17 protein-coding genes, 4 tRNA genes and 2 pseudogenes are annotated in these 23014 nt (G+C 61.7%); 6 read left to right on the forward strand and 17 right to left on the reverse strand.

All coding sequences use genetic code 11. From position 1 onward, the window contains the following. Nucleotides 1-87: 87 nt before the first annotated feature. Nucleotides 88-1128: a patatin-like phospholipase family protein gene (locus tag ACIP1G_RS11390; protein WP_400736689.1), complete on the forward strand. Its 1041-nt coding sequence runs from the start codon at nt 88-90 to the stop codon at nt 1126-1128. Between the two features lie 177 nt (nt 1129-1305). Here the strand turns inward: ACIP1G_RS11390 and ACIP1G_RS11395 are convergent, their stop codons facing one another. The 11 genes from ACIP1G_RS11395 to ACIP1G_RS11445 all read right to left on the reverse strand — a co-directional run bounded on the left by ACIP1G_RS11395 (nt 1306) and on the right by ACIP1G_RS11445 (nt 11359). Continuing rightward, nucleotides 1306-3177: a SurA N-terminal domain-containing protein gene (locus ACIP1G_RS11395; RefSeq protein WP_400736692.1), complete on the reverse strand. Its 1872-nt coding sequence runs from the start codon at nt 3175-3177 to the stop codon at nt 1306-1308. Nucleotides 3178-3360: 183 nt separating this feature from the next. Further along, a complete protein-coding gene (locus ACIP1G_RS11400) occupies nt 3361-3633 on the reverse strand; it encodes an HU family DNA-binding protein (RefSeq protein ID WP_346642940.1) in 273 nt (90 codons plus the stop codon). 153 nt (nt 3634-3786) lie between these two features. Beyond that, nucleotides 3787-6183 (reverse strand): endopeptidase La, encoded by a 2397-nt coding sequence (gene lon / locus ACIP1G_RS11405; RefSeq protein ID WP_400736695.1) that lies wholly within the window; start codon nt 6181-6183, stop codon nt 3787-3789. A gap of 164 nt (nt 6184-6347) precedes the next feature. Next, on the reverse strand, nt 6348-7631 hold the full coding sequence (clpX, locus tag ACIP1G_RS11410) for an ATP-dependent Clp protease ATP-binding subunit ClpX (RefSeq protein WP_167069594.1): 1284 nt from the start codon (nt 7629-7631) through the stop codon (nt 6348-6350). Between the two features lie 108 nt (nt 7632-7739). Further along, nucleotides 7740-8381: an ATP-dependent Clp endopeptidase proteolytic subunit ClpP gene (gene clpP, locus ACIP1G_RS11415; protein WP_012271562.1), complete on the reverse strand. Its 642-nt coding sequence runs from the start codon at nt 8379-8381 to the stop codon at nt 7740-7742. A 91-nt stretch (nt 8382-8472) separates the two neighbouring features. Beyond that, a complete protein-coding gene (tig, locus tag ACIP1G_RS11420; protein ID WP_346642938.1) occupies nt 8473-9786 on the reverse strand; it encodes a trigger factor in 1314 nt (437 codons plus the stop codon). A 247-nt stretch (nt 9787-10033) separates the two neighbouring features. Further along, nucleotides 10034-10333 (reverse strand): DUF6388 family protein, encoded by a 300-nt coding sequence (locus tag ACIP1G_RS11425; protein WP_025338418.1) that lies wholly within the window; start codon nt 10331-10333, stop codon nt 10034-10036. Between the two features lie 583 nt (nt 10334-10916). Beyond that, nucleotides 10917-10992 (reverse strand) — tRNA-His (locus tag ACIP1G_RS11430). 36 nt (nt 10993-11028) lie between these two features. After that, nucleotides 11029-11113: transfer RNA gene (locus tag ACIP1G_RS11435), tRNA-Leu, on the reverse strand. A 52-nt stretch (nt 11114-11165) separates the two neighbouring features. Beyond that, nucleotides 11166-11241, reverse strand: a tRNA-His gene (locus ACIP1G_RS11440). Between the two features lie 41 nt (nt 11242-11282). After that, nucleotides 11283-11359, reverse strand: a tRNA-Arg gene (locus ACIP1G_RS11445). A 270-nt stretch (nt 11360-11629) separates the two neighbouring features. Between ACIP1G_RS11445 and folD the strand changes: the two genes are divergently transcribed. Then, nucleotides 11630-12484 (forward strand): bifunctional methylenetetrahydrofolate dehydrogenase/methenyltetrahydrofolate cyclohydrolase FolD, encoded by an 855-nt coding sequence (gene folD / locus ACIP1G_RS11450; RefSeq protein ID WP_400736699.1) that lies wholly within the window; start codon nt 11630-11632, stop codon nt 12482-12484. A gap of 185 nt (nt 12485-12669) precedes the next feature. Here folD and ACIP1G_RS11455 read toward each other — a convergent pair whose 3' ends face one another. From ACIP1G_RS11455 to ACIP1G_RS11480, 6 genes are read right to left on the reverse strand one after another with little or no spacing between them, the layout of a single operon-like run. Next, entirely contained in the window at nt 12670-14409 is a 1740-nt protein-coding gene (locus ACIP1G_RS11455; RefSeq protein WP_400736702.1) for a carbohydrate ABC transporter substrate-binding protein, read from the reverse strand. 39 nt (nt 14410-14448) lie between these two features. Next, nucleotides 14449-14721, reverse strand: coding sequence for a DUF2160 domain-containing protein (locus ACIP1G_RS11460; protein ID WP_400736705.1), 273 nt, complete (start codon nt 14719-14721; stop codon nt 14449-14451). Nucleotides 14722-14733: 12 nt separating this feature from the next. Beyond that, nucleotides 14734-15534, reverse strand: a complete 801-nt coding sequence (locus tag ACIP1G_RS11465) for a carbohydrate ABC transporter permease (RefSeq protein ID WP_039603433.1) — start codon at nt 15532-15534, stop codon at nt 14734-14736. 3 nt (nt 15535-15537) lie between these two features. Further along, nucleotides 15538-16401 (reverse strand): carbohydrate ABC transporter permease, encoded by an 864-nt coding sequence (locus ACIP1G_RS11470; RefSeq protein WP_016714776.1) that lies wholly within the window; start codon nt 16399-16401, stop codon nt 15538-15540. Then, nucleotides 16398-17495: an ABC transporter ATP-binding protein gene (locus ACIP1G_RS11475; protein ID WP_400736709.1), complete on the reverse strand. Its 1098-nt coding sequence runs from the start codon at nt 17493-17495 to the stop codon at nt 16398-16400. The genes ACIP1G_RS11470 and ACIP1G_RS11475 overlap by 4 nt, the downstream gene beginning before the upstream one ends. Beyond that, on the reverse strand, nt 17495-18589 hold the full coding sequence (locus ACIP1G_RS11480) for an ABC transporter ATP-binding protein (RefSeq protein WP_400736712.1): 1095 nt from the start codon (nt 18587-18589) through the stop codon (nt 17495-17497). Before ACIP1G_RS11480 ends, ACIP1G_RS11475 begins: the two co-directional genes overlap by 1 nt. Nucleotides 18590-18812: 223 nt before the next feature. Here ACIP1G_RS11480 and ACIP1G_RS11485 point away from each other — a divergent pair, with 223 nt between their 5' ends. The 4 genes and pseudogenes from ACIP1G_RS11485 (at nt 18813) to ACIP1G_RS11500 (ending at nt 22997) form a co-directional block, all read left to right on the forward strand. Further along, nucleotides 18813-20561, forward strand: a complete 1749-nt coding sequence (locus ACIP1G_RS11485; protein ID WP_400736715.1) for a sigma-54-dependent Fis family transcriptional regulator — start codon at nt 18813-18815, stop codon at nt 20559-20561. Between the two features lie 164 nt (nt 20562-20725). Beyond that, nucleotides 20726-21007, forward strand: a pseudogene (locus tag ACIP1G_RS11490) (ornithine cyclodeaminase); the annotation flags it as partial. After that, nucleotides 21008-21349 (forward strand): annotated as a pseudogene (locus ACIP1G_RS11495) (Lrp/AsnC family transcriptional regulator); the annotation flags it as partial. A 337-nt stretch (nt 21350-21686) separates the two neighbouring features. Then, entirely contained in the window at nt 21687-22997 is a 1311-nt protein-coding gene (locus tag ACIP1G_RS11500; RefSeq protein WP_400736718.1) for a C4-dicarboxylate transporter DctA, read from the forward strand. The last annotated feature ends 17 nt before the right edge of the window (nt 22998-23014 follow it).

Here is a 23014-nt window from a genome sequence, read left to right on the forward strand (position 1 = left end):
TTACAGTAGCTCAGCGCGATCTACATTGAAGCACAGGCAGCGATGGGTGCATTGTAGGACCATGGTTGCACTGGCCGGGGAATGTTCATGAGTAAACGTGTGGCGCTGGTACTGGGATCGGGCGGAGCCCGGGGGTATGCACACATCGGCGTGATCGAGGAAATCGAGCGCCGCGGCTACGACATCGCCTGCATCGCCGGCTGCTCAATGGGGGCGGTCATTGGCGGCATCTACGCTGCCGGCAAGCTGGAAAACTACCGCAACTGGATCGAGAGCCTCGACTACCTGGATGTGCTGCGCCTGGTCGACGTCAGCTTTCGCCTGGGCGCGATTCGTGGCGACAAGGTGTTCGGCCAGATCCGCAAGATCGTCGGCGAAATCAACATCGAGCAATTGCGCATCCCCTACACAGCGGTTGCGACGGACCTCACCAACCAGCAGGAAATCTGGTTTCAGGAGGGCTGCCTGCACCAGGCCATGCGCGCCTCGGCGGCAATCCCCAGCCTGTTCACGCCGGTGATGCAAGGCAACCGCATGCTGGTCGACGGCGGCATCCTCAACCCGCTGCCGATCGTGCCGGTGGTGTCCAGCCACTGCGACATGATCATCGCGGTCAACCTCAACGCCACCAACCAGAAGCAGTACCAGTTGCCGGTGATCGAGCGCCCGGCGGCGTTCAAGATGCGTTTTGACGCCTTGTTGAGCTCGCTGGGCTCACGCTTGCCATTCCGCCGCAAGCCGGCAGAGGAGCTGATCCGCATCGAACAGGAAATCGTCGCCGAAGGGCTGGCGCCACCCAACCCGTGGCTGGCCGATGCCGCCGACCCGGAGGCCCAGCAACCTGCGGCGGCACCGGAGCGCGAGGGCGCGCCAAAGTCGGCGACCGGCTCGTTCATCATCGACAACGTGGGGCCCGCTTCGCTGCTGGACTTGATCAACCAGAGCTTCGAGGTCATGCAGACCTCGTTGGCACAGTACAAGATTGCCGGCTATCCACCGGATGTGCTGATCAACGTGCCCAAGCGGGTGTGCAGGTTTTTCGAGTTTTACAAGGCGCCAGAGCTGATCGCCCTGGGGCGGGAGATTGCGCGGGATACGCTGGATAACTATGAAGGGGTGAAACGATAGGCCTTGTAGCGCCTGTGCAGGCCTCTTCGCGGGTAAACCCGCTCCTACAGGTATTGAGCCGGGCCTGAATCCAGCGCGGTATTTGTAGGAGCGGGTTTACCCGCGAAGAGGCCGGCCCAGGCAGCAGAAATGAAACAGGCCGCACAAGGCGGCCTGTTTCTTCATACGAAGATCACCTTAGTAACGGGTGATGTCCGCATTGGCTTCCAGCTGCTTGCGATAGGCCGCGAAGTCCTGCTGGCCAGCACGCGACGCGAGGTAGCGGCGGATCTGCTGCTTTTCTTCGTCGGTGGCGGCAGCGCCTTCGTTGACGCCTTTGAGCTGCAGCACTACCAGGCTACCGTCACGCAGCACCACGCTGCCATACACAGGCTTGTCCTTGGCCTGTGGCTTGCCGAGGCGGAACAGCGCCTGCAGTTCGGCCGGATCAATGCCGTCCTCACCACGGGTGACTGCTTCGTAGGCTTTCCAGCCTTGGCCTTCGTGCACGCTGCCCGCTGCGATGGAGCCGTCACGCAGGCCGGCAATCAGCTTGTCGGTCTTGGTCTTGAGCTCGGCAGTCGCCTTCTCTTTGGCCAGGTGTTCGCTGATGTTCTTGGCCACGGCCTCCAGCGGCAGTTGCTCCGGCTTGCGGTGCTCCTTGACGCGCAGTACCACGGTGGTTTCCGGGTCGAGCTCGATGGCGGTGCTGTTGGCACCTTCATCCAGCACTTCTTCGGAGAACGCAGCCTGCACCACCGAACGGTTGGCAGTGATGCCTTCACCGCCCTCACGGCCGAACGCTGCAGAGGTGTGCACCTTCAGGTTCAGGTCCTGGGCCGGCTGAGCCAGGTCGGAAGCCTCGTAGGCGGCATCTTGCAGCTGCTTGCTGGCGTCGACATAACGCTGCTCGACCAGCGGGGTCTTCAGGTCGCGGGTCAGCTTGTCCTTCAGGCTGGCGAAGCTCGGCACTTCTGGCGCCTGCACGCCCAGCAGCTTGATCAGGTGATAACCGAACTCGGTGCGCACCGGCGCAGAGACCTGGCCACCTTGCAGCTTGTACAGCGCCTCTTCGAACGCCGGGTCGTACACGCCCGGGCCGGCGAAGCCAAGGTCACCACCGCTGTTGGCAGAACCTGGGTCCTGGGAGAACTCCTTGGCCAGCGCGGCAAAGTCTTCACCCTTGGCCAGGCGCTGCTCGATCTCTTCGGCACGGGCCTTGGCCTGGGCGTCAGTGACCTTGTCGTTGACCTCGATGAGGATGTGCGCGGCATGACGCTGTTCGGCGAGGTTGGCGGTTTCCTTCTCGTACTGCGCCTTGAGCTCTTCGTCGGTCACTTTGACCTGGTCGAAGAACGCCGACTTCTTCAGCTCGACGTAGTCGATCACCACCTGGTCAGGCGACATGAACTCCTTGGCGTGCTGGTCGTAGTGCGCCTTGACCTCTTCATCGCTGACCTTGACCGCGGCCGGGTCGGCCTTGTAGGTCAGGGAGGCGAAATCACGGGTCTGCTTTTCCAGCCGGGCAAACGCCTCAACCTGCTGGTCGGTGACGAAGCTGCTGCCGGCCAGGCCGGTGCGTAGCTGGCCGATGAGCATTTCCTCGCCGAGCATGTCGCGGAACTGCATGCGCCCGTAACCCATCTGGCGGATCACCTGGTCGAAACGGTCGGCACTGAACTTGCCGTCCACCTGGAACTCCGGTGTCTGCAGGATCACCTGATCCAGCGCAGCCTCGGAGAAGGCGAACTTGGCATCTTCAGCGCCTTGCAGCAGCAGCTTACGGCTGATCAGGCCCTTGAGCGCCTCTTCACGCAGCATTTTGTCATCCAGCAGCGCCGGATCGAAATCCTTGCCCAACTGTTGCATCAGCTGACGGCGCTGCATGTCGGCCGCCTGGCTCAGCTCGTTCTGGCTGATGGTCTGGCCGTTCACCTTGGCGGCGTCCTGGCTATGGGTGGCGGCCTGGAAAATGGCTTCGAAGCCGGTCAACGCCATCAACACGACGATAAGGCCGATGATGGTCTTGGCAATCCAACCTTGTGAATTGTCCCTGATATTTTGCAGCATGCGTCCCCCAGAAACGGCTGTACCACTGCGTCGACAACCGCGGAGCGTGGGTAGAATCCTGATAAAAGAAAGGCGCATCCGAGGATGCGCCTTTTCTTAGCAAACGTGTCAGGCGGGAACGTTTGCGACCCGCCATCACCGTGCTCGGACCTGGCCAAGCCTGGTCCGGCTGAAAGAGACGACTTAGTTGACGGCGTCTTTCAGGCCTTTGCCAGCCTTGAAGCCTGGAACCTTGGCGGCAGCGATCTTGATCGCGTTACCGGTTTGCGGGTTACGGCCGGTGCGCTCTGCGCGCTCTTTGACCGAGAAGGTACCGAAGCCAACCAGAACGACGTCGTCGCCTGCTTTCAGGGCACCGGTCACGGAGTCAATTACTGCGTCCAGCGCGCGGCCGGCTACAGCTTTCGGGATGTCAGCAGATGCGGCGATAGCGTCAATCAGTTCCGACTTGTTCACTCTAAGTCCCCTTATTTCTCTATTGAGTTTGTTTCTAAGTATGTAATGAAAAGCTTATGAAACGTGCGCTGGGTGGCCTGATGACAATAGCGTGCCGCTTTATAGCAAGGCCCCGAAAAAACTGTCAAGGAAAGCCCCCCAGCCAAAAACTACTTAATGCGTGCTAATTCTTTCCTTAGCATCGCCGTCGCGCTTTTCATCCTTCGCGACAATCTCCGGAGCCACATCTGGCAAGGGCTCCGGGGCGTATTGCAGCGCAATTTGCAGGACTTCGTCAATCCATTTGACCGGTTTGATCTGCAGATCCTGTTTGATATTTTCCGGAATCTCCTTCAGATCGCGAACATTCTCCTCGGGAATGATCACCGTCTTGATCCCGCCACGGTGTGCCGCCAGCAGTTTTTCCTTCAGCCCGCCAATGGCCAGTACCTGGCCACGCAGGGTGATTTCGCCAGTCATGGCCACGTCGGCACGTACTGGAATCTGCGTCAGCGCCGACACCAGCGCGGTGCACATGCCGACACCAGCGCTTGGGCCGTCCTTCGGCGTGGCGCCTTCCGGCATGTGGATATGCACGTCATGCTTTTCGTGGAAGTCGGCAGCAATACCCAGGCTGCGGGCGCGGCTGCGTACCACGGTTTGCGCGGCGGTGATCGACTCGACCATCACATCGCCCAGCGAACCGGTCTTGATCAACTGGCCCTTGCCGGGGATGACCACGGCTTCGATGGTCAGCAGCTCGCCGCCCACTTGGGTCCAGGCCAGGCCGGTAACCTGGCCGATCTGATCCTGCTGCTCGGCCAGCCCGTAACGGAACTTGCGCACGCCCAGCAGGTGCTCCAGCTGCTCGCTCGCGACCTTGACCTTGACCTGCTTCTGCCCGGTATGTTCCTTGACCACCTTGCGGCAGACCTTGGCAATTTGCCGCTCCAGGCCACGCACACCGGCTTCGCGGGTGTAGTAGCGGATGATGTCGCGAATGGCCGACACATCGACTTCCAGCTCGTCCTTCTTCAGGCCGTTGGCCTTGACCTGCTTGGGCACCAGGTACTTGACCGCGATGTTGATCTTCTCGTCCTCGGTGTAGCCCGGCAGGCGGATGACTTCCATCCGGTCGAGCAGCGCCGGCGGGATGTTCATCGAGTTCGAGGTGCACAGGAACATCACGTCCGAGAGGTCGTAGTCGACCTCCAGGTAGTGGTCGTTGAAGTTGTGGTTCTGCTCTGGGTCGAGCACTTCCAGCAGCGCCGAGGCCGGGTCGCCACGCATGTCGCTGCCCATCTTGTCGATTTCGTCGAGCAAGAACAGCGGGTTGCGCACGCCTACCTTGGTCATCTTCTGGATCAGGCGGCCCGGCATGGAACCGATGTAGGTACGGCGGTGGCCGCGGATTTCGGCCTCGTCACGCACGCCACCCAGGGCCATGCGCACGAATTTGCGGTTGGTGGCAGCAGCGATCGACTCGGCCAGCGAGGTCTTGCCCACGCCAGGCGGGCCGACCAGGCACAGTACCGGGCCGCGGATTTTTTTGACGCGCTTCTGCACGGCAAGGTACTCGAGGATGCGTTCCTTGACCTCTTCGAGGCCATAGTGGTCGGCATCGAGGATCTCCTCGGCCTTGGTCAGGTCCAGGCGAACCTTGCTCTGGGCTTGCCACGGCACCTGCACGAGCCAGTCGAGGTACGAACGCACCACGGTGGCCTCGGCCGACATCGGCGACATCTGCTTGAGCTTGTTCAGCTCGGCCTGAGCCTTGGCCAGGGCATCCTTGGGCAAGCCAGCGGCTTCGATGCGCTTTTTCAGCTCTTCGACCTCGTTGTGGCCTTCGTCGCCATCGCCGAGCTCTTTCTGAATGGCCTTCATCTGCTCATTCAGGTAGTACTCGCGCTGGCTGCGCTCCATCTGCTTCTTGACCCGGCCACGAATGCGCTTTTCGACCTGCAGCAGGTCGATTTCGGCATCCAGCAGTGCCAGCACGTGCTCGACACGGGTGGTCAGGTCGACGATTTCGAGAATTTCCTGCTTCTGCTCGATCTTCAGCGCCATGTGTGCGGCCATGGTGTCGACCAGGCGCCCTGGCTCTTCGATGCTATTGAGCGAAGACAGCACTTCGGCAGGGACTTTCTTGCCCAGCTGCACATACTGCTCGAATTGCGACAGCAGCGTGCGCACGAACACTTCCGACTCGCGCTCGGCGGCATCGGTTTCGTCGATCAGGGAGACTTCGGCACGGATGTGCCCTTCAACTTCGGTGAAACGCTCGACGGCGCCACGCTGCTCGCCCTCGACCAGCACCTTGACGGTGCCATCAGGCAGTTTCAGCAGTTGCAGCACGGTGGCAACGGTACCGACGCGGTACAGGGCGTCCTCGCCCGGGTCGTCATCGGCTGGGTTTTTCTGGGCCAGCAGGAGGATCTGCTTTTCGCCCGTCATCGCTGCCTCGAGGGCTTCGATGGACTTTTCGCGCCCCACAAACAGCGGGATAACCATATGCGGATAAACAACGACATCGCGCAATGGCAAAAGAGGCAAGTCGAGGGTGGTCTTCATGATTTCGCCTCTACAGCGGCCTTATGGCCGGAAACCGGTGGAAATGATGCTTGGACCTAATGTGGGGGCACGCTTGGGAAATTACAAGCGCTAGCGCAGGAAAAGCAGAAAGGGGCCCGTAGGCCCCCTTCTGGTTTGCAACCGTCAACCGGCCATTGCCTGAATCAGGCGTCTGGCGCGGCCTTGGCGTGCGGCTCGCTGTTTTCGTAGATCATCAGCGGCTGCGAGGTGCCTTCGATGACGCTTTCGTCGATCACCACCTTGCTGACATCCTTCTGCGAAGGGATCTCGTACATGGTGTCGAGTAGCACGCCTTCGAGGATCGAACGCAGGCCACGGGCGCCGGTCTTGCGCTCCAGGGCCTTGCGCGCTACGGCCTTGAGCGCATCGCTGCGGAACTCGAGGTCGACGCTTTCCATCTCGAACAGCTTGGCATACTGCTTGGTCAGGGCGTTCTTCGGCTCGGTGAGGATCTGCATCAGCGCAGCCTCATCCAGCTCGTCGAGGGTCGCCAGCACCGGCAGGCGGCCGACGAATTCCGGGATCAGGCCAAACTTCACCAGATCGTCCGGCTCGACCTCACGCAGGGACTCACCAACCTTCTTGCCCTCTTCCTTGCTGCGCACTTCGGCGCCAAAACCGATACCACCTTTGGTGGAGCGGTTCTGGATGACCTTTTCCAGGCCCGAGAATGCGCCACCGCAAATGAACAGGATGTTGCGGGTATCAACCTGCAGGAATTCCTGTTGCGGGTGCTTACGGCCGCCTTGCGGCGGAACCGAGGCCACGGTGCCTTCGATCAGTTTCAGCAGTGCCTGCTGCACGCCCTCGCCCGAGACGTCACGGGTGATGGACGGGTTGTCCGACTTGCGCGAGATCTTGTCGATTTCGTCGATGTAGACAATGCCCATCTGGGCCTTTTCCACGTCGTAGTCGCACTTCTGCAACAGCTTCTGGATGATGTTCTCGACGTCCTCACCCACATAACCGGCTTCGGTCAGGGTGGTGGCGTCAGCAATGGTGAACGGTACGTTCAACAGGCGTGCCAGGGTTTCGGCGAGCAGGGTCTTACCCGAGCCGGTCGGCCCGATGAGCAGGATGTTGCTCTTGCCCAGTTCGACTTCGTCACCCTTCTTGTCACGCTGATTCAGGCGCTTGTAGTGGTTGTACACCGCTACGGCCAGCACCTTCTTCGCGCGCTCCTGACCAATGACGTACTGGTCCAGGATGCCGCTGATTTCTTTCGGCGAAGGCAATTTGTGCGCGCTGCTCTCGGCCTGGGCTTCCTGCACCTCCTCACGGATGATGTCATTGCACAGGTCGACGCACTCGTCGCAGATAAATACCGAGGGCCCGGCAATCAATTTGCGCACTTCGTGCTGGCTTTTGCCGCAGAAGGAGCAATAGAGCAATTTGCCGCTGTCCTCGCCGTTACGGGTGTCAGTCATTCGATCGATCCAATCCGGTAGGCTTGCAACACAAGATGAAGGCAATTGCGGGCTTTTTCAAGTCCGCAGGTAGGCGCTTTCCGCGCCTACCTGCTCTGACACCCCGGTTCAGGAGGCCAGTTGCCGCTTGTCGTAGACCGAGTCGATCAGGCCGTACTCGGCCGCGCGCGAGGCGCTCATGAAGTTGTCACGCTCAGTATCACGCTGAATGGTCTCGAGGTCCTGGCCGGTGTGGTAAGCCAGCAGCTCGTTGAGACGCGCCTTGATGCTGAGGATTTCCTGGGCGTGGATCTGGATGTCGGTAGCCTGGCCCTGGAAGCCGCCCAGCGGCTGGTGAATCATCACCCGCGAGTTAGGCAGGCAGTGACGCTTGCCCTTGGCACCGGCAGTCAACAGGAAGGCACCCATGCTGCAGGCCTGGCCGATGCAGATGGTCGAGACGTCCGGCTTGATGAATTGCATGGTGTCGTAGATCGACATGCCAGCCGTCACCGAGCCGCCAGGGGAGTTGATGTAAAGATGGATATCCTTGTCCGGGTTTTCCGCCTCAAGGAACAGCATCTGCGCCACTACCAGGTTGGCCATGTAGTCTTCTACAGGACCCACCAGGAAGATCACTCGCTCCTTCAACAGGCGCGAGTAGATGTCGTAGGCGCGTTCGCCACGGGCGGACTGCTCGATAACCATCGGGACCAGACCGCCTGCGGCCTGGATGTCAGAGCTCTGCTGAATATAAGAATTGCGGGACATGTCCTGCGCTCACTCCCAAATAGTCATGGCTTGAATACGCACAAGCCAGCTCGAAGGCTGGCTTGTGGGGGTTTCCTACGAGAGAAGCCTGTTACTCAGCGTCGGCAGGAGCCTGGGCTGGTTTAACGGCATCTTCGTACGAGACCGATTTGTCGGTCACAGTCGCTTTCTGCAGAACAGTATCTACAACTTGCTCTTCCAGCACAACCGAACGCACTTCGTTCAGTTGCTGGTCGTTCTTGTAGTACCAGGCGATGACCTGCTCAGGCTCTTGGTAAGCCGAAGCCATTTCTTCGATCATCTCGCGAACCTTGGCGTCGTCCGGCTTCAGCTCGAACTGCTTGACCACTTCGGCAACGATCAGGCCCAGCACTACGCGGCGCTTGGCTTGCTCTTCGAACAGCTCGGCTGGCAGTTGCTCAGGCTTGATGTTGCCACCGAACTGCTGAACAGCCTGCACGCGCAGACGGTTGACTTCGTTTTCCAGCAGGGCTTTCGGCACTTCGATCGGGTTGGCGGCCAGCAGACCGTCCATGACCTGGTTCTTCACCTTGGTCTTGATCGCCTGGCGCAGTTCACGCTCCATGTTCTTGCGAACTTCGGCGCGGAAGCCTTCCAGGGTCGATTCCTTGATGCCGAACTGGGCGAAGAACTCTTCGTTCAGTTCTGGCAGGGCGGGAGCCGAAACGCTGTTGACGGTGATGGTGAACTCGGCAGCTTTGCCAGCCAGGTCCAGGTTCTGGTAGTCCTCTGGGAAGGTCACGTTGACAACGCGCTCTTCGCCAGCCTTGGCGCCAACCAGGCCGTCTTCGAAGCCTGGGATCATGCGGCCGGAGCCCAGTACCAGCTGGGTGCCCTTGGCCGAACCACCGGCGAACACTTCACCGTCGACCTTGCCGACGAAGTCGATGTTGACCTGGTCGTCGTTCTGCGCGGCGCGCTCGACGGCCTCGAAGCGGGTGTTCTGCTTGCGCAGCACTTCCAGCATGTTGTCCAGGTCGGCGTCAGCCACTTCGGCGCTCAGGCGCTCGACATTGATCGACTCCAGGCCGGCAACGGTGAACTCTGGGAACACTTCGAAGATGGCGACGAATTCCAGGTCCTTGCCTTTTTCGAAGGACTTCGGCTCAACGGCAGGGGCGCCAGCCGGGTTCAGCTTCTGCTCGACGATGGCTTCGTAGAAGGAAGCCTGGACCAGATCACCGAAAGCCTCTTGACGGGCATCGGCTTCGAAGCGCTGACGGATCACGCTCATTGGCACTTTGCCTGGGCGGAAGCCGGCAACCTTGGCGCGCTTGGCAGTCTGTTGCAGACGCTTGTTGACTTCGTTCTCGACGCGCTCGGCCGGAACGGCGATGGTCATGCGGCGCTCGAGAGCGGAAGTGTTTTCAACAGAAACTTGCATGGATATTCCTCGTTGCACAGACGTTAGCCGGCGTTAGCCCGACTCCAGAATCAAGGGCAAGCATTCTAGTGAGTCGCGCAGCAGAAGTCACCCCACTCGGGACGACGAGAAACCACGCCGGTCGATTAACTTTCAAGGCCCGCACGGCTTGCCGCCAGGCCTGCTTCAATAAGGGCCGCACGGCGCCTGGGGCGACTTGCGGCCGAAATACCTTGTCAAACAACTGCCAGCAACGAATTCGCTTCCTTTATTCAGGGTCGATTTCGTTGAACTGGCAGTACTCTTCCCACTCCATCCCCAGCGCCTCGGCCACCTCACGGTGCGTTTCCAGGCGCATGGCCTGAAGCTGCTCCGGGGTTTCGGCGATCAATTGCAGCGCCAGCTCCCAGGGCTGAATACCCTGCTCCTCGGCAGCGTCCTCGAACGCCCACTCGATCTGCTGGGCCTGCTCGCGCGCATCCAGCTCGCGGATCTCCTCGAGCAACTGCGGATTGGCTTCGGCAAAGCGCTGCAGCGCCAGGGCCTGACGGGCTTCTTTTGCAATCATTGGGGTGTTCCTCTGTCGGCCAACTGGGCCGGCGTTTCAACCGGCTGAAATCTAACAGCTTTTATTGGGGTGTCACCAGAGGATTGCAAGGGGCGGGAGTGTGATATGGCTGGCGATAGATTGGCTTGGGGCGGGTTGGCGCCTGCGAAGTGCCTGATCCGAACCTTGCAGCGCCTGTGAGGTGAACGATTTGAGCCTTGCAGCGCCTGTAGGGTGAACGATTTGAGCCTTGCAGCGCCTGTGAGATCGAGCGCCGCCCGCGCGGCGCTTCGCGGGTAAACCCGCTCCTACGTTTGTTTCGGGCCAATCATTCCTGTGGCATTTGCGCGCGAACGCCTTGGCGCACGCCTCGATATCGCGTCGTACAAACAAGGCGGTCGCGCGCGCCCGGCACAGGATGGACTGGCCCGAAACAAACGTAGGAGCGGGTTTACCCGCGAAGCGCCGCGCGGGCGGCGCTCGATCTTACAGGCGCCAAATCTCTAAAGGCATGCACACCACAACCACACATCAACCCAAAAACCCAAAAACCCAAAAACAAAAAGGCGCCCGATCTCACGATCAAGGCGCCTTTTCAAGAATATGGGGTGGACGATGGGAATCGAACCCACGACAACCGGAATCACAATCCGGCGCTCTACCAACTGAGCTACGCCCACCATATTGCGGTGTTACGGTACAACCTTACAGAAGCATGGTGCGGACGAAGAGACTCGAACTCTTACAGCTTGCGCCGCTGGAACCTAAATCCAGTGTGTCTACCAATTTCACCACGTCCGCGTAACGCTTAAAACAAAGGCGCCAGATGCTATCGAGGCGCCCTTGAAGAATATGGGGTGGACGATGGGAATCGAACCCACGACAACCGGAATCACAATCCGGCGCTCTACCAACTGAGCTACGCCCACCATATCGCATTACAGCCTACTTGCTTGCCAAAGCTGCCTAATGGCGCACCCGGCAGGACTCGAACCTGCGACCATCCGCTTAGAAGGCGGATGCTCTATCCAGCTGAGCTACGGGCGCTTAAGCTTGAAGCCTAACCGAACAAGCATTTAACAGGTAACTGCTAAACCACTCATTCTGCCCGACTTAGCCAACCAGTGCTAGGCTGTGCCCGACAAGTGCGGCGAATCTTATAGGCGACCCTGAAAACCGTCAACACCTTTTTCAAAAAAATTTAAATTATTTAAGGGGTTAGGGGATTTGCCCGACCACCCGCCTTTGCCCTTGGCCCGTGTCGTGCGAGAATGCGCCCTCTTTATTGTTTCCTTCTCGATGGTTAATCACGCGTCTATGACTGCACACCTAATCGATGGCAAGGCAATCGCCGCCAGCCTGCGCCAGCAGATCGCTCAACGTGTCGTGGAGCGTCGCCAGCAAGGCCTGCGTACGCCGGGCCTGGCAGTGATCCTGGTCGGCACCGACCCCGCCTCCCAAGTCTATGTCTCGCACAAGCGCAAGGACTGCGAAGAGGTCGGCTTCATTTCGCAGGCGTTCGACCTGCCTAGCGAAACCACGCAGCAGGCCCTGACCGAGCTGATCGATCGCCTCAATGACGACCCGGCCGTCGATGGCATCCTGCTGCAGCTGCCGCTGCCGGCGCACCTGGACGCCTCGCTGCTGCTCGAGCGCATTCGCCCGGACAAGGACGTGGACGGCTTCCACCCGTACAACATCGGTCGCCTGGCCCAACGCATCCCGCTGCTGCGCCCATGCACGCCGAAAGGCATCATGACCCTGCTGGAAAGCACCGGTCAGGACCTGTATGGCATGAACGCAGTGATCGTCGGTGCGTCCAACATCGTTGGTCGCCCGATGGCCATGGAGCTGCTGCTGGCCGGCTGCACCGTGACCGTCTGCCACCGCTTCACCAAAGACCTGGCCGGCCATGTCGGCCGCGCCGACCTGGTGGTCGTGGCTGCCGGCAAGCCGGGGCTGGTCAAGGGTGAGTGGGTCAAGGAAGGCGCCATCGTCATCGACGTGGGCATCAACCGCCAGGACGACGGCAAGCTGGTTGGCGATGTGGTCTACGAGACCGCCCTGCCGCGCGCCGGCTGGATCACGCCGGTGCCGGGTGGCGTCGGGCCGATGACCCGGGCGTGCCTGCTGGAGAACACGCTGTATGCGGCGGAAGAGCTGCACAAGTAATAGCGTGTGAAATGAAAACGGCACCTCTGGCAGGTGCCGTTTTTTTTGCCTGACGGTAATGCATTGGCTTTGCCGGCCTATTCGCGGGTGAACCCGCTCCTACAGGGTCCGCGCTGCCCAGAAGGACAGTGATATCCCTGTGGGAGCGGGTTTACCCGCGAAGAAGCCAGCGCGTACTTAGCCGGTCACTTGCGCGCCGCCTCCCACGACTTCAACAGTTCGTTGTAACTGACCGTCTCGCCCTTGGGCTTTTCGTTGGCCAGCTTGGGCTTCGGCGCACCGGGCTGGTCGAACCAGTACTGGGCATCCTTTTCCGGGTTCAGCTTGGGCGCACAGGTGGCCTGGGCGTTGGAGCGCTGCAAGCGTTCCATCATGCGGTCCTGGTCGCGGGCCAGGCCATCCAGGGCTTCCTGCGGGGTCTTCTCGCCACTGGCTACTTCGGCGATATGGCTCCACCACAACTGCGCCAGCCGCGGGTAATCCGGCACGTTGGTGCCGGTCGGTGTCCACTGCACCCGCGCCGGGCTGCGGTAGAACTCCACCAGCCCGCCCAGCTTGGGCGCCAGCTCGGTCATGGCCTGGGAGTTGATGTCCGACTCGCGAATCGGCGTAAGGCCGACGATGGTCTTTTTCAGCGACACGGTCTTGGAAGTGACGAACTGGGCATACAGCCAAGCCGCCAGGCGTTGTTTCTCGGGGGTGGATTTGAAGAAGGTCCACGAGCCGGTGTCCTGGTAGCCCAGCTTCATCCCCTCCTCCCAGTATGGCCCCTTCGGCGAAGGGGCCATGCGCCACTTCGGTGTACCGTCGGCATTCACCACCGGCAGACCAGGCTTGGTCATGTCGGCGGTAAACGCGGTGTACCAGAAGATCTGCTGGGCAATGTTGCCCTGGGCCGGCACCGGGCCTGCTTCAGAGAAGGTCATGCCCTGGGCTTCCTTGGGCGCGTAGGCACGCATCCAGTCCACGTACTTCTGCGTGGCGTAGACGGCGGCCGGCCCGTTGGTGTCGCCGCCACGGGTCACGCTGGAGCCCACCGGATGGCAGTCCTCCACGCGAATGCCCCATTCGTCCACCGGCAGGCCGTTGGGTAGCCCCTTGTCGCCACCGCCGGCCATGGAGAACCAGGCATCGGTGAAACGCCAGCCCAGCGACGGGTCTTTCTTGCCATAGTCCATGTGCCCGTAGACGCGCTTGCCGTCGATCTCCTTGACGTCTTCGCTGAAGAACTTGGCAATGTCCTCGTAGGCCGACCAGTTCACCGGCACACCCAGCTCGTAGCCATACTTTTCTTTGAATTTGGCCTTCAGTTCGGGCCGCTCGAACCAGTCGGCGCGGAACCAGTAGAGGTTGGCGAACTGCTGGTCGGGCAACTGGTAGACCTTGCCGTCCGGCGCGGTGGTGAAGGAAATGCCGATGAAGTCTTTCAGGTCCAGGGTCGGCGAGGTGTAGTTTTTGCCCTCGTTGGCCATCAGGTCGGTGATCGATTCCACCTTGCCGTAGCGAAAGTGCGTGCCGATCAAATCGGAGTCATTGACCCAGCCGTCGTAGATGTTCTTGTCCGACTGCATCTGCGTTTGCAGTTTTTCCACCACGTCGCCTTCCTGCAACAGGTCGTGGGTCAGCTGGATACCGGTAATTTCACTGAAGGCCTTGGCCAGCACCTTGGATTCGTATTCATGGGTGGTGATGGTTTCCGACACCACGTTGATCTTCATGCCACGGAACGGCTCGGCCGCCTTGATGAACCACTGCAACTCGGCCAGCTGCTGTTCAGGGGTAAGGGTCGATGGCTTGAACTCGCTGCCGATCCATTTTTTTGCCGCGTCCTCGTACTGGTCGGCCCAGGCAGAGCCCTGCACGCTGGCCAGTACCAGCAACGCGGCCAGGGTCAAATGTCGCCTGTTGTGCTTGTTATCGAACATTGTGATCTCCCGTTTCAGTTATTCCACAGGGCCGCTCGCTCAGCCCCAGCGCAGCACCAGCACCAGCCACGCCAGCGACAGCAGCGAGGCTACCCACAGTGGCCACTCGCTGACGCCGACCACCAGCAAATGCAGGTAGGCGCTGGCCAGCAGGCCGATGAACAAGCGATCGCCGCGGCTGGTGACCAGCGGAAGGAAACCCCGCCGCTCCACGCAGGGGCGGCGCAGTTCGAGCAGGGTCATGCCCAGCAGCAGTACGCCAACGGCGGCGAAAAACAGTGCCGTTGGCAAGGTCCAGGCCATCCATTCCATGCGTTGCCCTCCTCACACCCGGCCCAGGGCAAAGCCCTTGGCTACATGGTTGCGCACGAACCAGATGACCAGCATGCCCGGCAAGATGGTCAGTACCCCCGCTGCCGCCAGCACGCCCCAGTCGATGCCCGAGGCCGACACGGTGCGGGTCATTACCGCAGCAATCGGCTTGGCGTTCACCGAGGTCAAGGTGCGCGCCAGCAGCAGTTCGACCCAGGAGAACATGAAGCAGAAAAACGCCGTGACGCCGATGCCAGAGCCAATCAGCGGAATAAATATTTTCACGAAGAACCGCGGGAAGCTGTAGCCGTCGATGTAGGCCGTTTCGTCGATTTCCTTGGGCACGCCGGACATGAAACCCTCCAGGATCCACACTGCCAGCGGTACGTTGAACAGGCAGTGAGCCAGGGCCACGGCGATATGCGTATCGAACAGGCCGATCGACGAGTACAGCTGGAAGAATGGCAGCAGGAACACCGCTGGCGGCGCCATGCGGTTGGTCAGTAGCCAGAAGAACAGGTGCCGGTCACCAAGGAAGCGGTAGCGCGAGAAGGCATACGCCGCCGGCAGCGCCACCAGCAGCGATATCAGTGTGTTCAGGCATACGTAGTACAGCGAGTTGATGTAACCGCTGTACCAACTGGCATCGGTGAAAATCACCCGGTAGTTGTCGAGGGTGAACGCCTGCGGCCACAGGGTCAGGCCGCCGAGGATCTCGGTGTTGCTCTTGAACGACATGTTCAGCAACCAGTAGATCGGCACCAGCAGGAAGAAGAAATACAGCAGCAGGGCCAGCGTTTTGCGCGTGCTCATGGCCTAGTCCTTGTCGGCATGGGTCATGGCTGTGTAGAACAGCCACGACACCAGCAGGATGATCAGGAAGTACACCAGCGAGAACGCCGCCGCCGGGCCCAGGTCGAACTGCCCCACGGCCATGCGTGTGAGGGTCTGGCTGAGGAAGGTGGTGGCGTTGCCGGGCCCGCCACCGGTCAGCACGAACGGCTCGGTGTAGATCATGAAGCTGTCCATGAAGCGCAGCATCACCGCAATCAGCAGCACGTTCTTCAGCTTCGGCAACTGGATATGGCGGAACACCGCCCAGCCCGAAGCGCGGTCAATGCGCGCGGCCTGGTAGTACACGTCGGGGATGGCACGCAGCCCCGAATAGCACAGCAACGCCACCAGCGACGTCCAGTGCCACACGTCCATCACCAGCACCGTAAGCCAGGCGTCGAACGGGTCGCCAGCGTAGTTGTAGCTGACACCGAGCTTGGCCAGGGTAGCGCCGAGCAAGCCGATATCAGCGCGGCCAAAAATCTGCCAGATGGTGCCGACCACGTTCCACGGGATCAGCAGCGGGATGGCCATGACAATCAGGCACACCGAGGCCATGCGCCCCTTGGTCGGCATGGTCAGGGCAATGCCGATGCCCAGCGGGATCTCGATCAGCAGCACGCAAGCGGAGTAGATGAACTGGCGCAGCAGCGCGTCATGCAGCGCCGGGTCGCGCAGCACCTGGCGGTACCAGTCGGCGCCGACGAAGTAGCGGTTGGACTGGTCGAAGATGTCCTGCACCGAGTAGTTGACCACCGTCATCATCGGCACCACGGCACTGAACGCCACCAGCAGGAACACCGGCAACACCAGCCACCAGGCCTTGTTGTTCGGCACCTTGTTCATGGCGCGGCCTCCAGCAGCACATCGTCGACATACAGCATCAGCCACCGCGTCGGCAGGCTGACCCAGGCCTGCTCCAAAGGCAACGGGCGATCCTCGCCAAGCCGTGCCTTGAGCGCCACGCCGCCCAGCTCAAGCGTGACGATGCGGTAAGTACCCAGGTCCTCGACATCCAGCACCCGTGCCGGGAAGGCGTCATCGAACGGGCTGTCCCACAGCTGCACGAATTCCGGGCGGATGCCCACTTGCAGGCGCCCGCCCGCTGTCGCCGCCAGGCGCTCACGCAAGCCGTCAGGCAATGCCAGGTGAATATCGCCGAACATCACCCCGTCCGCTTCGGCGCGCACCTCGATCAGGTTCATGCCCGGGCTGCCGATAAAGTAGCCGACGAAGGTGTGCCGTGGCCGCTCGAACAACTCGCGCGGGGTGCCGAACTGGACGATGCGCCCGCCATGCATCACCGCGATCTTGTCGGCGAAGGTCGAGGCCTCAAGCTGGTCATGGGTGACGTAGATCATGGTGATGTTGAACTGCTCGTGGATCTGCTTGAGCTTGCGCCGCAGCTTCCACTTCAGGTGCGGGTCGATCACCGTCAGCGGCTCGTCGAACAGGATTGCCGACACGTCATCGCGCACCAGGCCACGGCCCATGGAGACCTTCTGCTTTTCGTCGGCACTGAGGTTGCGCGCCTTCTTGCGCAACACGCTGGCCAGGTCGAGTACCTCGGCAATCTCCTCCACCCGGGCACGCACCCGGGCTTCGTCCAGCCCTTGGTTTCGCAGCGGGAAGGCCAGGTTGTCGAACACCGTCATGGTGTCGTACACCACCGGAAACTGGAAAACCTGGGCGATGTTGCGCGCCTGCGGTGACAGCTGGTTGACCGGTTTGCCGTCGAACAACACCTCGCCGTGGGACGGTGTCAGCAGCCCGGAAATGATGTTGAGCAACGTCGATTTGCCGCAGCCCGAAGGCCCGAGCAAAGCGTAGGCGCCACCCTGCTCCCACACATGCTCCAGCGCATGCAGGGCATAGTCCGCGTCGCTGGTGGGCTGGCGGCTGTAGCTGTGCGCCAGTTGGCGCAGGCGGATCTCGGCCATCAGCCTCTCCTTGCCTGGCGCAGCCCTGGGGCCTGCACCAGCGCCCCGGCGCTGTCGAAGACGAACAGCTTGTGGGTGGGGATGAACACGCGGATCGGCGTGTCCACCTGGTACTCGTGCACCCCGGGCAGGTGCAGGATCATGCGCCAGTGTTCGTTGCGCACATGCAGGAACGTTTCCGAGCCACTGATCTCGGCAAGCTCCACCAGCACCGCCAACTCCAGGTCATCGTCATGGGCTGGTACCAGGGTGATATGGCTGGGGCGTACGCCGAAGCGGTATTCGCCCTCGGCAAGCTGCTGCAAGTCGGCATTGCGGGCAAAGTGCACGGCCTGGGCCAGGCTCACTTCGTTAGCGCTGATACGGCCTGGCACCAGGTTGATCGGCGGCTCGGAAAACAGCTCGGCGGCCAGCACGCTGCCCGGGCGCTGGTAGACCTCGGCAGTGGCCCCGCTTTGCACAATACGGCCCTCGTGCACGAGGGTGGTGGTGCCGCCCAGCGCCAGCGCCTCGTTGGGCTCGGTGGTGGCGTATACGGCAATGCAGTGGCGCGCTGCAAACAGTTCACGCAGCTCCTGGCGCAAGCCCTCGCGCAACTTGTAGTCGAGGTTGACCAAGGGCTCGTCGAAGAGGATCAGTGAAGCATCCTTGACCAGCGCCCGGGCCATCGCCGTGCGTTGCTGCTGGCCACCGGACAGCTCCAGCGGCAGGCGCTGCAGGTAGGTTTCGATGCGCAGCATCTCGGCGGTTTCCTGCACCCGCTGGCGGATCTGTGGCTCGGCCATGCGCGCCTGGCGCAGCGGCGAGGCGATGTTCTCGTACACGCTCAAAGTCGGGTAATTGATGAACTGCTGATACACCATCGACACATTGCGCTGGCGCACCGGCACACCGGTGACATCCTGGCCATCCATCAGCACCCGCCCGCGGTCCGGGCGGTCGAGCCCGGCCATCAGGCGCATCAGGCTGGTCTTGCCCGCCAGGGTACGGCCCAGCAGCACGTTGAACGAACCGGGCTCGAAACGCAGTGAGGCATCGATTATCCACGCCTGGTTGTCGACGCTGCGGCTGACCTGCTCCAGCACCAATGCCATGGCTTGGCCTTCTTGTAGTTGTGGTCTGCCGGGCACAGCCAGTTCCGTGCCAGTTGCGCCCCAGCGCTCTGGCCCGGGCGCTGGGCGCCAGCGCTGGCATATCGCGGGTTCACAAGTGAACACACTCACTGAACAACTGAACACTTGCCGGTTTGACAATGAACACCCGTGGACAACACTGAACAGCGGTCGGCCCATAACAACAACCACACAGGACAGGCCCATGGCCGCATCCGCTTCGACCCACGCCCAACTGATCCAGGCTTCCTGGGCCCGCTGCCGCGAGCATGGCCTGCAACCGCAGCACGCGCCGGACTTCGACTGCCTGACCCGCGCCGAGCTGAGCGCCCTGCTGGAACTGCGCCAGGCCCTGCTGCGCTTGACCCGCGAGGAAGTACTGCCGCAGTACGCGCACCTGCTGGGCAATGCCAGCTACCTGGTGATGCTGGCCGATGCCAGTGGCTGCCTGCTCGACACCTGGGGCTCGCGGCGCTTTATCGAACCGCGCCAGCAGCATGGTTTCAGCGCTGGCGCCCACTGGCAGGAGCGTGGCGTCGGCACCAACGCGCTGGGCACCGCACTGATCTGCGCAGAGGCGATTCACGTTGGCCAGGACGAGCACTTCCTGCGCCAGAACCGTTACCTGTCCAGTGCCGCCGCGCCGCTGTTCGACGCCGCGCGGCAATTGGTCGGGGTGCTTGACGTGGCCAGCGACGGCTACCTGCCGGCCAGCCAGACCCTGGGCCTGGTGCGCATGATGGGCCAGAGCCTGGAAAACCGGCTGATCCTCGCCGAACATGCCGACCAGCATGCCCAGCTGATGTTCAACAGCGCCTCGGACAACCTCGATAGCCCTTGGGCCGGCCTGCTGGTATTCGATGAGAATGGCCAGGTGCTGGCCGCCAATCACCGGGCCGACAGCCTGCTCGGCGGCAACCCGCTGCGGCAGAACATCGAGCAACTGTTCCAGCTGCCCCTGCACCAGTTGCTCAGCCATCCCCGGCAACAGCCCTTCGCCCTGCAGGCCACCGGCCGCAACCGCTTTCATTGCCAGTGGCAGCCCCCGCGCGCGGCCGCCCGCCGCCCCGCGCCAGGCACTAGCGAGCCGCGCCTGGAGAAGGCCCTGGCGCAGGCCGGCCTGCTGCTGGAAAAGGACATCCCGGTGCTGGTGCAAGGTGAAACCGGTGTGGGCAAGGAGGTGTTCGTCAACACCCTGCACCAAGCCAGTAGCCGCGCCAACCAGCCTCTGGTGGCCGTCAATTGCGCGGCGATCCCGGCCGAACTGGTGGAGTCGGAGCTGTTCGGCTACGACAAGGGGGCATTCACCGGTGCCCACCACAAAGGCAACCTGGGGCTGATCCGCAAGGCCGACCACGGCATTTTGTTCCTGGATGAAATTGGCGACATGCCGTTGCCCACCCAGGCCCGCCTGCTGCGAGTGCTGCAGTCACGCAGCATCCAGCCACTGGGCAGTGGCGAGCCGGTGGCAGTGGACATTCGCGTGGTGTCGGCGAGCAACCGTGACCTGGCCGAAGAGGTGCGTGCCGGGCGCTTTCGCCAGGACCTGTATTACCGCATTGCCGGGCTGGCGGTGGTGCTGCCACCGTTGCGCGAGCGCAGTGACCGGCGGCAGCTGATCGAACAGGTCCATACCCGCTACCGCGAACCCGGGCAACCTGCGCGGCTGCCTGCGGCCATTATCGACCTGCTCGATCAGCACCCTTGGCCGGGTAACCTGCGTGAACTGGTGAGTGTGCTGCAGGTGGCGTTGGCCTTGGCGGGTGATGGACCGGTCGGTGTCGAGCACCTGCCTGGGGGATTTCTGGCCGAGTTGCAGGTGCCTGTGCTGGTGGCGGCTGAGGATACCGACTTGCAGACGCTGGTGGCGCAGGCCAATGGCAACCTGTCGGCGGTGGCGCGCGGGCTGGGCATCAGCCGCACCACCCTGTACAAGCGCTTGCGTGAGCAATGATTGCCTTGACCGGTACAGGCACCCACAGCCGATTCGGCTGACGCAACCATTAAACCAGCCAAAACCGCTGCCACCACGACCCATTACAGCCAGCTTTACCCCCCCGCCCGCCGCACAATGAACCCAGTGCCCACTCTGGAAGCGTCGCCGCAGGGAGCCCCCTCATGACCCGCTATATCGATGTGCAAGACCTGGCCCGCCTGGTCAATCGCAAAGGCCTGCCCACCTGCCTGCTGGAAATGGCCGAGTACATCCGCCAGGACTACTTGCGCTGGCCCGACTTCGACAAATGCGCCCGGGTGGCCAACCATTCAGCGGACGGAGTGATCGAGCTGATGCCGGTCTCGGATGCCAGCCAATACGCCTTCAAGTACGTCAACGGCCACCCGAAGAACACCCGCCATGGCCTGCCCACGGTGATGGCCTTCGGTGCCCTGGCCAGTGTCATGGAGCGCGTGCGCAAGCTGGAGCGTCGTGGCGTGATTCGCGGCTAAGGGGCAATCATCGACCAGCAGAAGGTAGCGCCCGGGGTGTCACTGCTGGTGCTGGTCGCCCTCTCAAACCAAAGCGGGTGCGCCGCCCAGAAGGCCTTCGAGGCCACCCTGCGCAGTTGCCCGGAAGTCCATGAATGCCAACTGATCAGCGGCCACTTCGACTACAGCCTGCGCTGCCGCGATATGGAGCACTACCTGCTGCTCAGCGAAAGCTGGATGAACGACGACACCCTGCACATCGACAAACTGGTGGCGCACCCGGTGCTGGCCGAGGTCAAACTCACGGTCAGCTAACCAGGCAGCAACGCCCAGGCCAACCCCCCGGTCAGACCAGGCGACCCTGATTGGTCAGTCGCTTGGCAAGCTGCTTGCTACAGAGTGCCAGGCGCTGGCCAAAGCCTGCTCTGATTCGCATGTAGCCCATTCACGGCACGCACCGAACTAGAGCCTGGCAGGCCGGATTGCCCCATAACTGGTCAGACCGGTAAGGCCAAAAAGCCTTGCAATGTCAGATTTTTCGCGCTTTTATAAGCTCGCGCTGAACAAACCGGTAAGACCACAATAATTAAGTCCTGCGCTCTTTCGCCCCGTGCGGCTACCGAAGCAAGGACACCGATCTGAGACTCCTCCCATGCTCAAATGGTGCTCGCGTTCGATATTCCTGCAAGTCGTGCTCGGCCTTGCCCTCGGCATCGCCTGCGGCCTCAGCTTCCCCGACCTCTCCCTGCAACTCAAACCCCTCGGCGACGGCTTCATCAAGCTGATCAAGATGCTCATCGGCCTGATCGTGTTCTGTGTAGTGGTCAGCGGTATCTCGGGCGCCGGAGACCTGAAAAAGGTCGGGCGCATCGGGCTTAAGTCAGTGATCTACTTCGAAGTGCTGACCACCATTGCCCTGGTCATCGGCCTGGTGTTTGCCTTCAGCAGCGGCATCGGCAGCGGTGCCAATATTCACCTGGACCAGTTGTCCAGCGCCGACGCCAACGGCCTGGCCGAGCGTGGCCAGCACATTCACGGTGCCACGGCATTCTTCATGGACCTGATCCCCACCTCGGTGATCGGTGCCTTCGCCGACAACAACATACTCCAGGTGCTGCTGTTCTCGGTGCTGTTCGGCAGCGCGCTGAACCTGGTGGGTGATTCGGCAGCGGGCATTTCGCGGCTGATCAACGAACTGAGCCATGTGATCTTCCGCATCATGGGCATGATCGTGCGCCTGGCCCCCATCGGCGTGTTCGGTGCCATCGCCTTCACCACCAGCAAGTACGGCCTGGAATCGCTGCAACATCTGGGCGGGCTGGTGGCGCTGTTCTACCTGACCTGCGCCGGCTTCGTACTGGTCGTGCTGGGCACGGTCATGCGCCTGTCGGGCCTGAAGCTGCTGCCGTTTATCAAATACCTGCGTGAAGAGCTGACCATCGTGCTTGGTACCGCCTCTTCCGACGCCGTGCTGCCACAGATCATGCGCAAGCTGGAGCACCTGGGCATCGGCAGCTCCACCGTCGGCCTGGTGATCCCTACGGGCTACTCGTTCAACCTCGATGGCTTCTCCATCTACCTGACCCTGGCCATCGTGTTCATTGCCAATGCCACCGGCACGCCGCTGGAAATGACTGACCTGCTGACCATCCTGCTGGTATCGCTGGTGACTTCCAAGGGCGCTCACGGCATCCCAGGCTCGGCGTTGGTAATCCTCGCCGCCACCCTGACCGCCGTGCCGGCGATTCCGGTGGTCGGCCTGGTGCTGGTGCTGGCGGTGGACTGGTTCATGGGCATTGGCCGGGCGTTGACCAACCTTATCGGCAACTGCGTGGCCACCGTGGCCATCGCCCGTTGGGAGAAAGACATCGACCTGGAGCGCGCGCAAAACGTGCTTGACGGCAAGCCCGGCTTCGCCCCCACGCCACGCAAACAGCCCAACGCCCATCAACAGGAATTCTGAGCGAACGTGGCCGGCAT

It is taken from the genome of Pseudomonas sp. NPDC089392 (assembly GCF_044749595.1).
Classification (GTDB): domain Bacteria; phylum Pseudomonadota; class Gammaproteobacteria; order Pseudomonadales; family Pseudomonadaceae; genus Aquipseudomonas.

Bases quoted from the DNA above. Each gene is read 5' to 3' on its own strand.
- clpP (WP_012271562.1), bottom strand. From the start codon at position 8,381: ATGTCCCGCAATTCTTATATTCAGCAGAGCTCTGACATCCAGGCCGCA.
- ACIP1G_RS11460 (WP_400736705.1), bottom strand. From the start codon at position 14,721: ATGGAATGGATGGCCTGGACCTTGCCAACGGCACTGTTTTTCGCCGCC.
- ACIP1G_RS11500 (WP_400736718.1), top strand. From the start codon at position 21,687: ATGCTCAAATGGTGCTCGCGTTCGATATTCCTGCAAGTCGTGCTCGGC.
- lon (WP_400736695.1), bottom strand. From the start codon at position 6,183: ATGAAGACCACCCTCGACTTGCCTCTTTTGCCATTGCGCGATGTCGTT.
- ACIP1G_RS11480 (WP_400736712.1), bottom strand. From the start codon at position 18,589: ATGGCATTGGTGCTGGAGCAGGTCAGCCGCAGCGTCGACAACCAGGCG.
- folD (WP_400736699.1), top strand. From the start codon at position 11,630: ATGACTGCACACCTAATCGATGGCAAGGCAATCGCCGCCAGCCTGCGC.
- ACIP1G_RS11455 (WP_400736702.1), bottom strand. From the start codon at position 14,409: ATGTTCGATAACAAGCACAACAGGCGACATTTGACCCTGGCCGCGTTG.
- ACIP1G_RS11485 (WP_400736715.1), top strand. From the start codon at position 18,813: ATGGCCGCATCCGCTTCGACCCACGCCCAACTGATCCAGGCTTCCTGG.
- ACIP1G_RS11395 (WP_400736692.1), bottom strand. From the start codon at position 3,177: ATGCTGCAAAATATCAGGGACAATTCACAAGGTTGGATTGCCAAGACC.
- clpX (WP_167069594.1), bottom strand. From the start codon at position 7,631: ATGACTGACACCCGTAACGGCGAGGACAGCGGCAAATTGCTCTATTGC.
- ACIP1G_RS11470 (WP_016714776.1), bottom strand. From the start codon at position 16,401: ATGAACAAGGTGCCGAACAACAAGGCCTGGTGGCTGGTGTTGCCGGTG.
- ACIP1G_RS11425 (WP_025338418.1), bottom strand. From the start codon at position 10,333: ATGATTGCAAAAGAAGCCCGTCAGGCCCTGGCGCTGCAGCGCTTTGCC.
- ACIP1G_RS11465 (WP_039603433.1), bottom strand. From the start codon at position 15,534: ATGAGCACGCGCAAAACGCTGGCCCTGCTGCTGTATTTCTTCTTCCTG.
- ACIP1G_RS11390 (WP_400736689.1), top strand. From the start codon at position 88: ATGAGTAAACGTGTGGCGCTGGTACTGGGATCGGGCGGAGCCCGGGGG.
- ACIP1G_RS11475 (WP_400736709.1), bottom strand. From the start codon at position 17,495: ATGGCCGAGATCCGCCTGCGCCAACTGGCGCACAGCTACAGCCGCCAG.
- tig (WP_346642938.1), bottom strand. From the start codon at position 9,786: ATGCAAGTTTCTGTTGAAAACACTTCCGCTCTCGAGCGCCGCATGACC.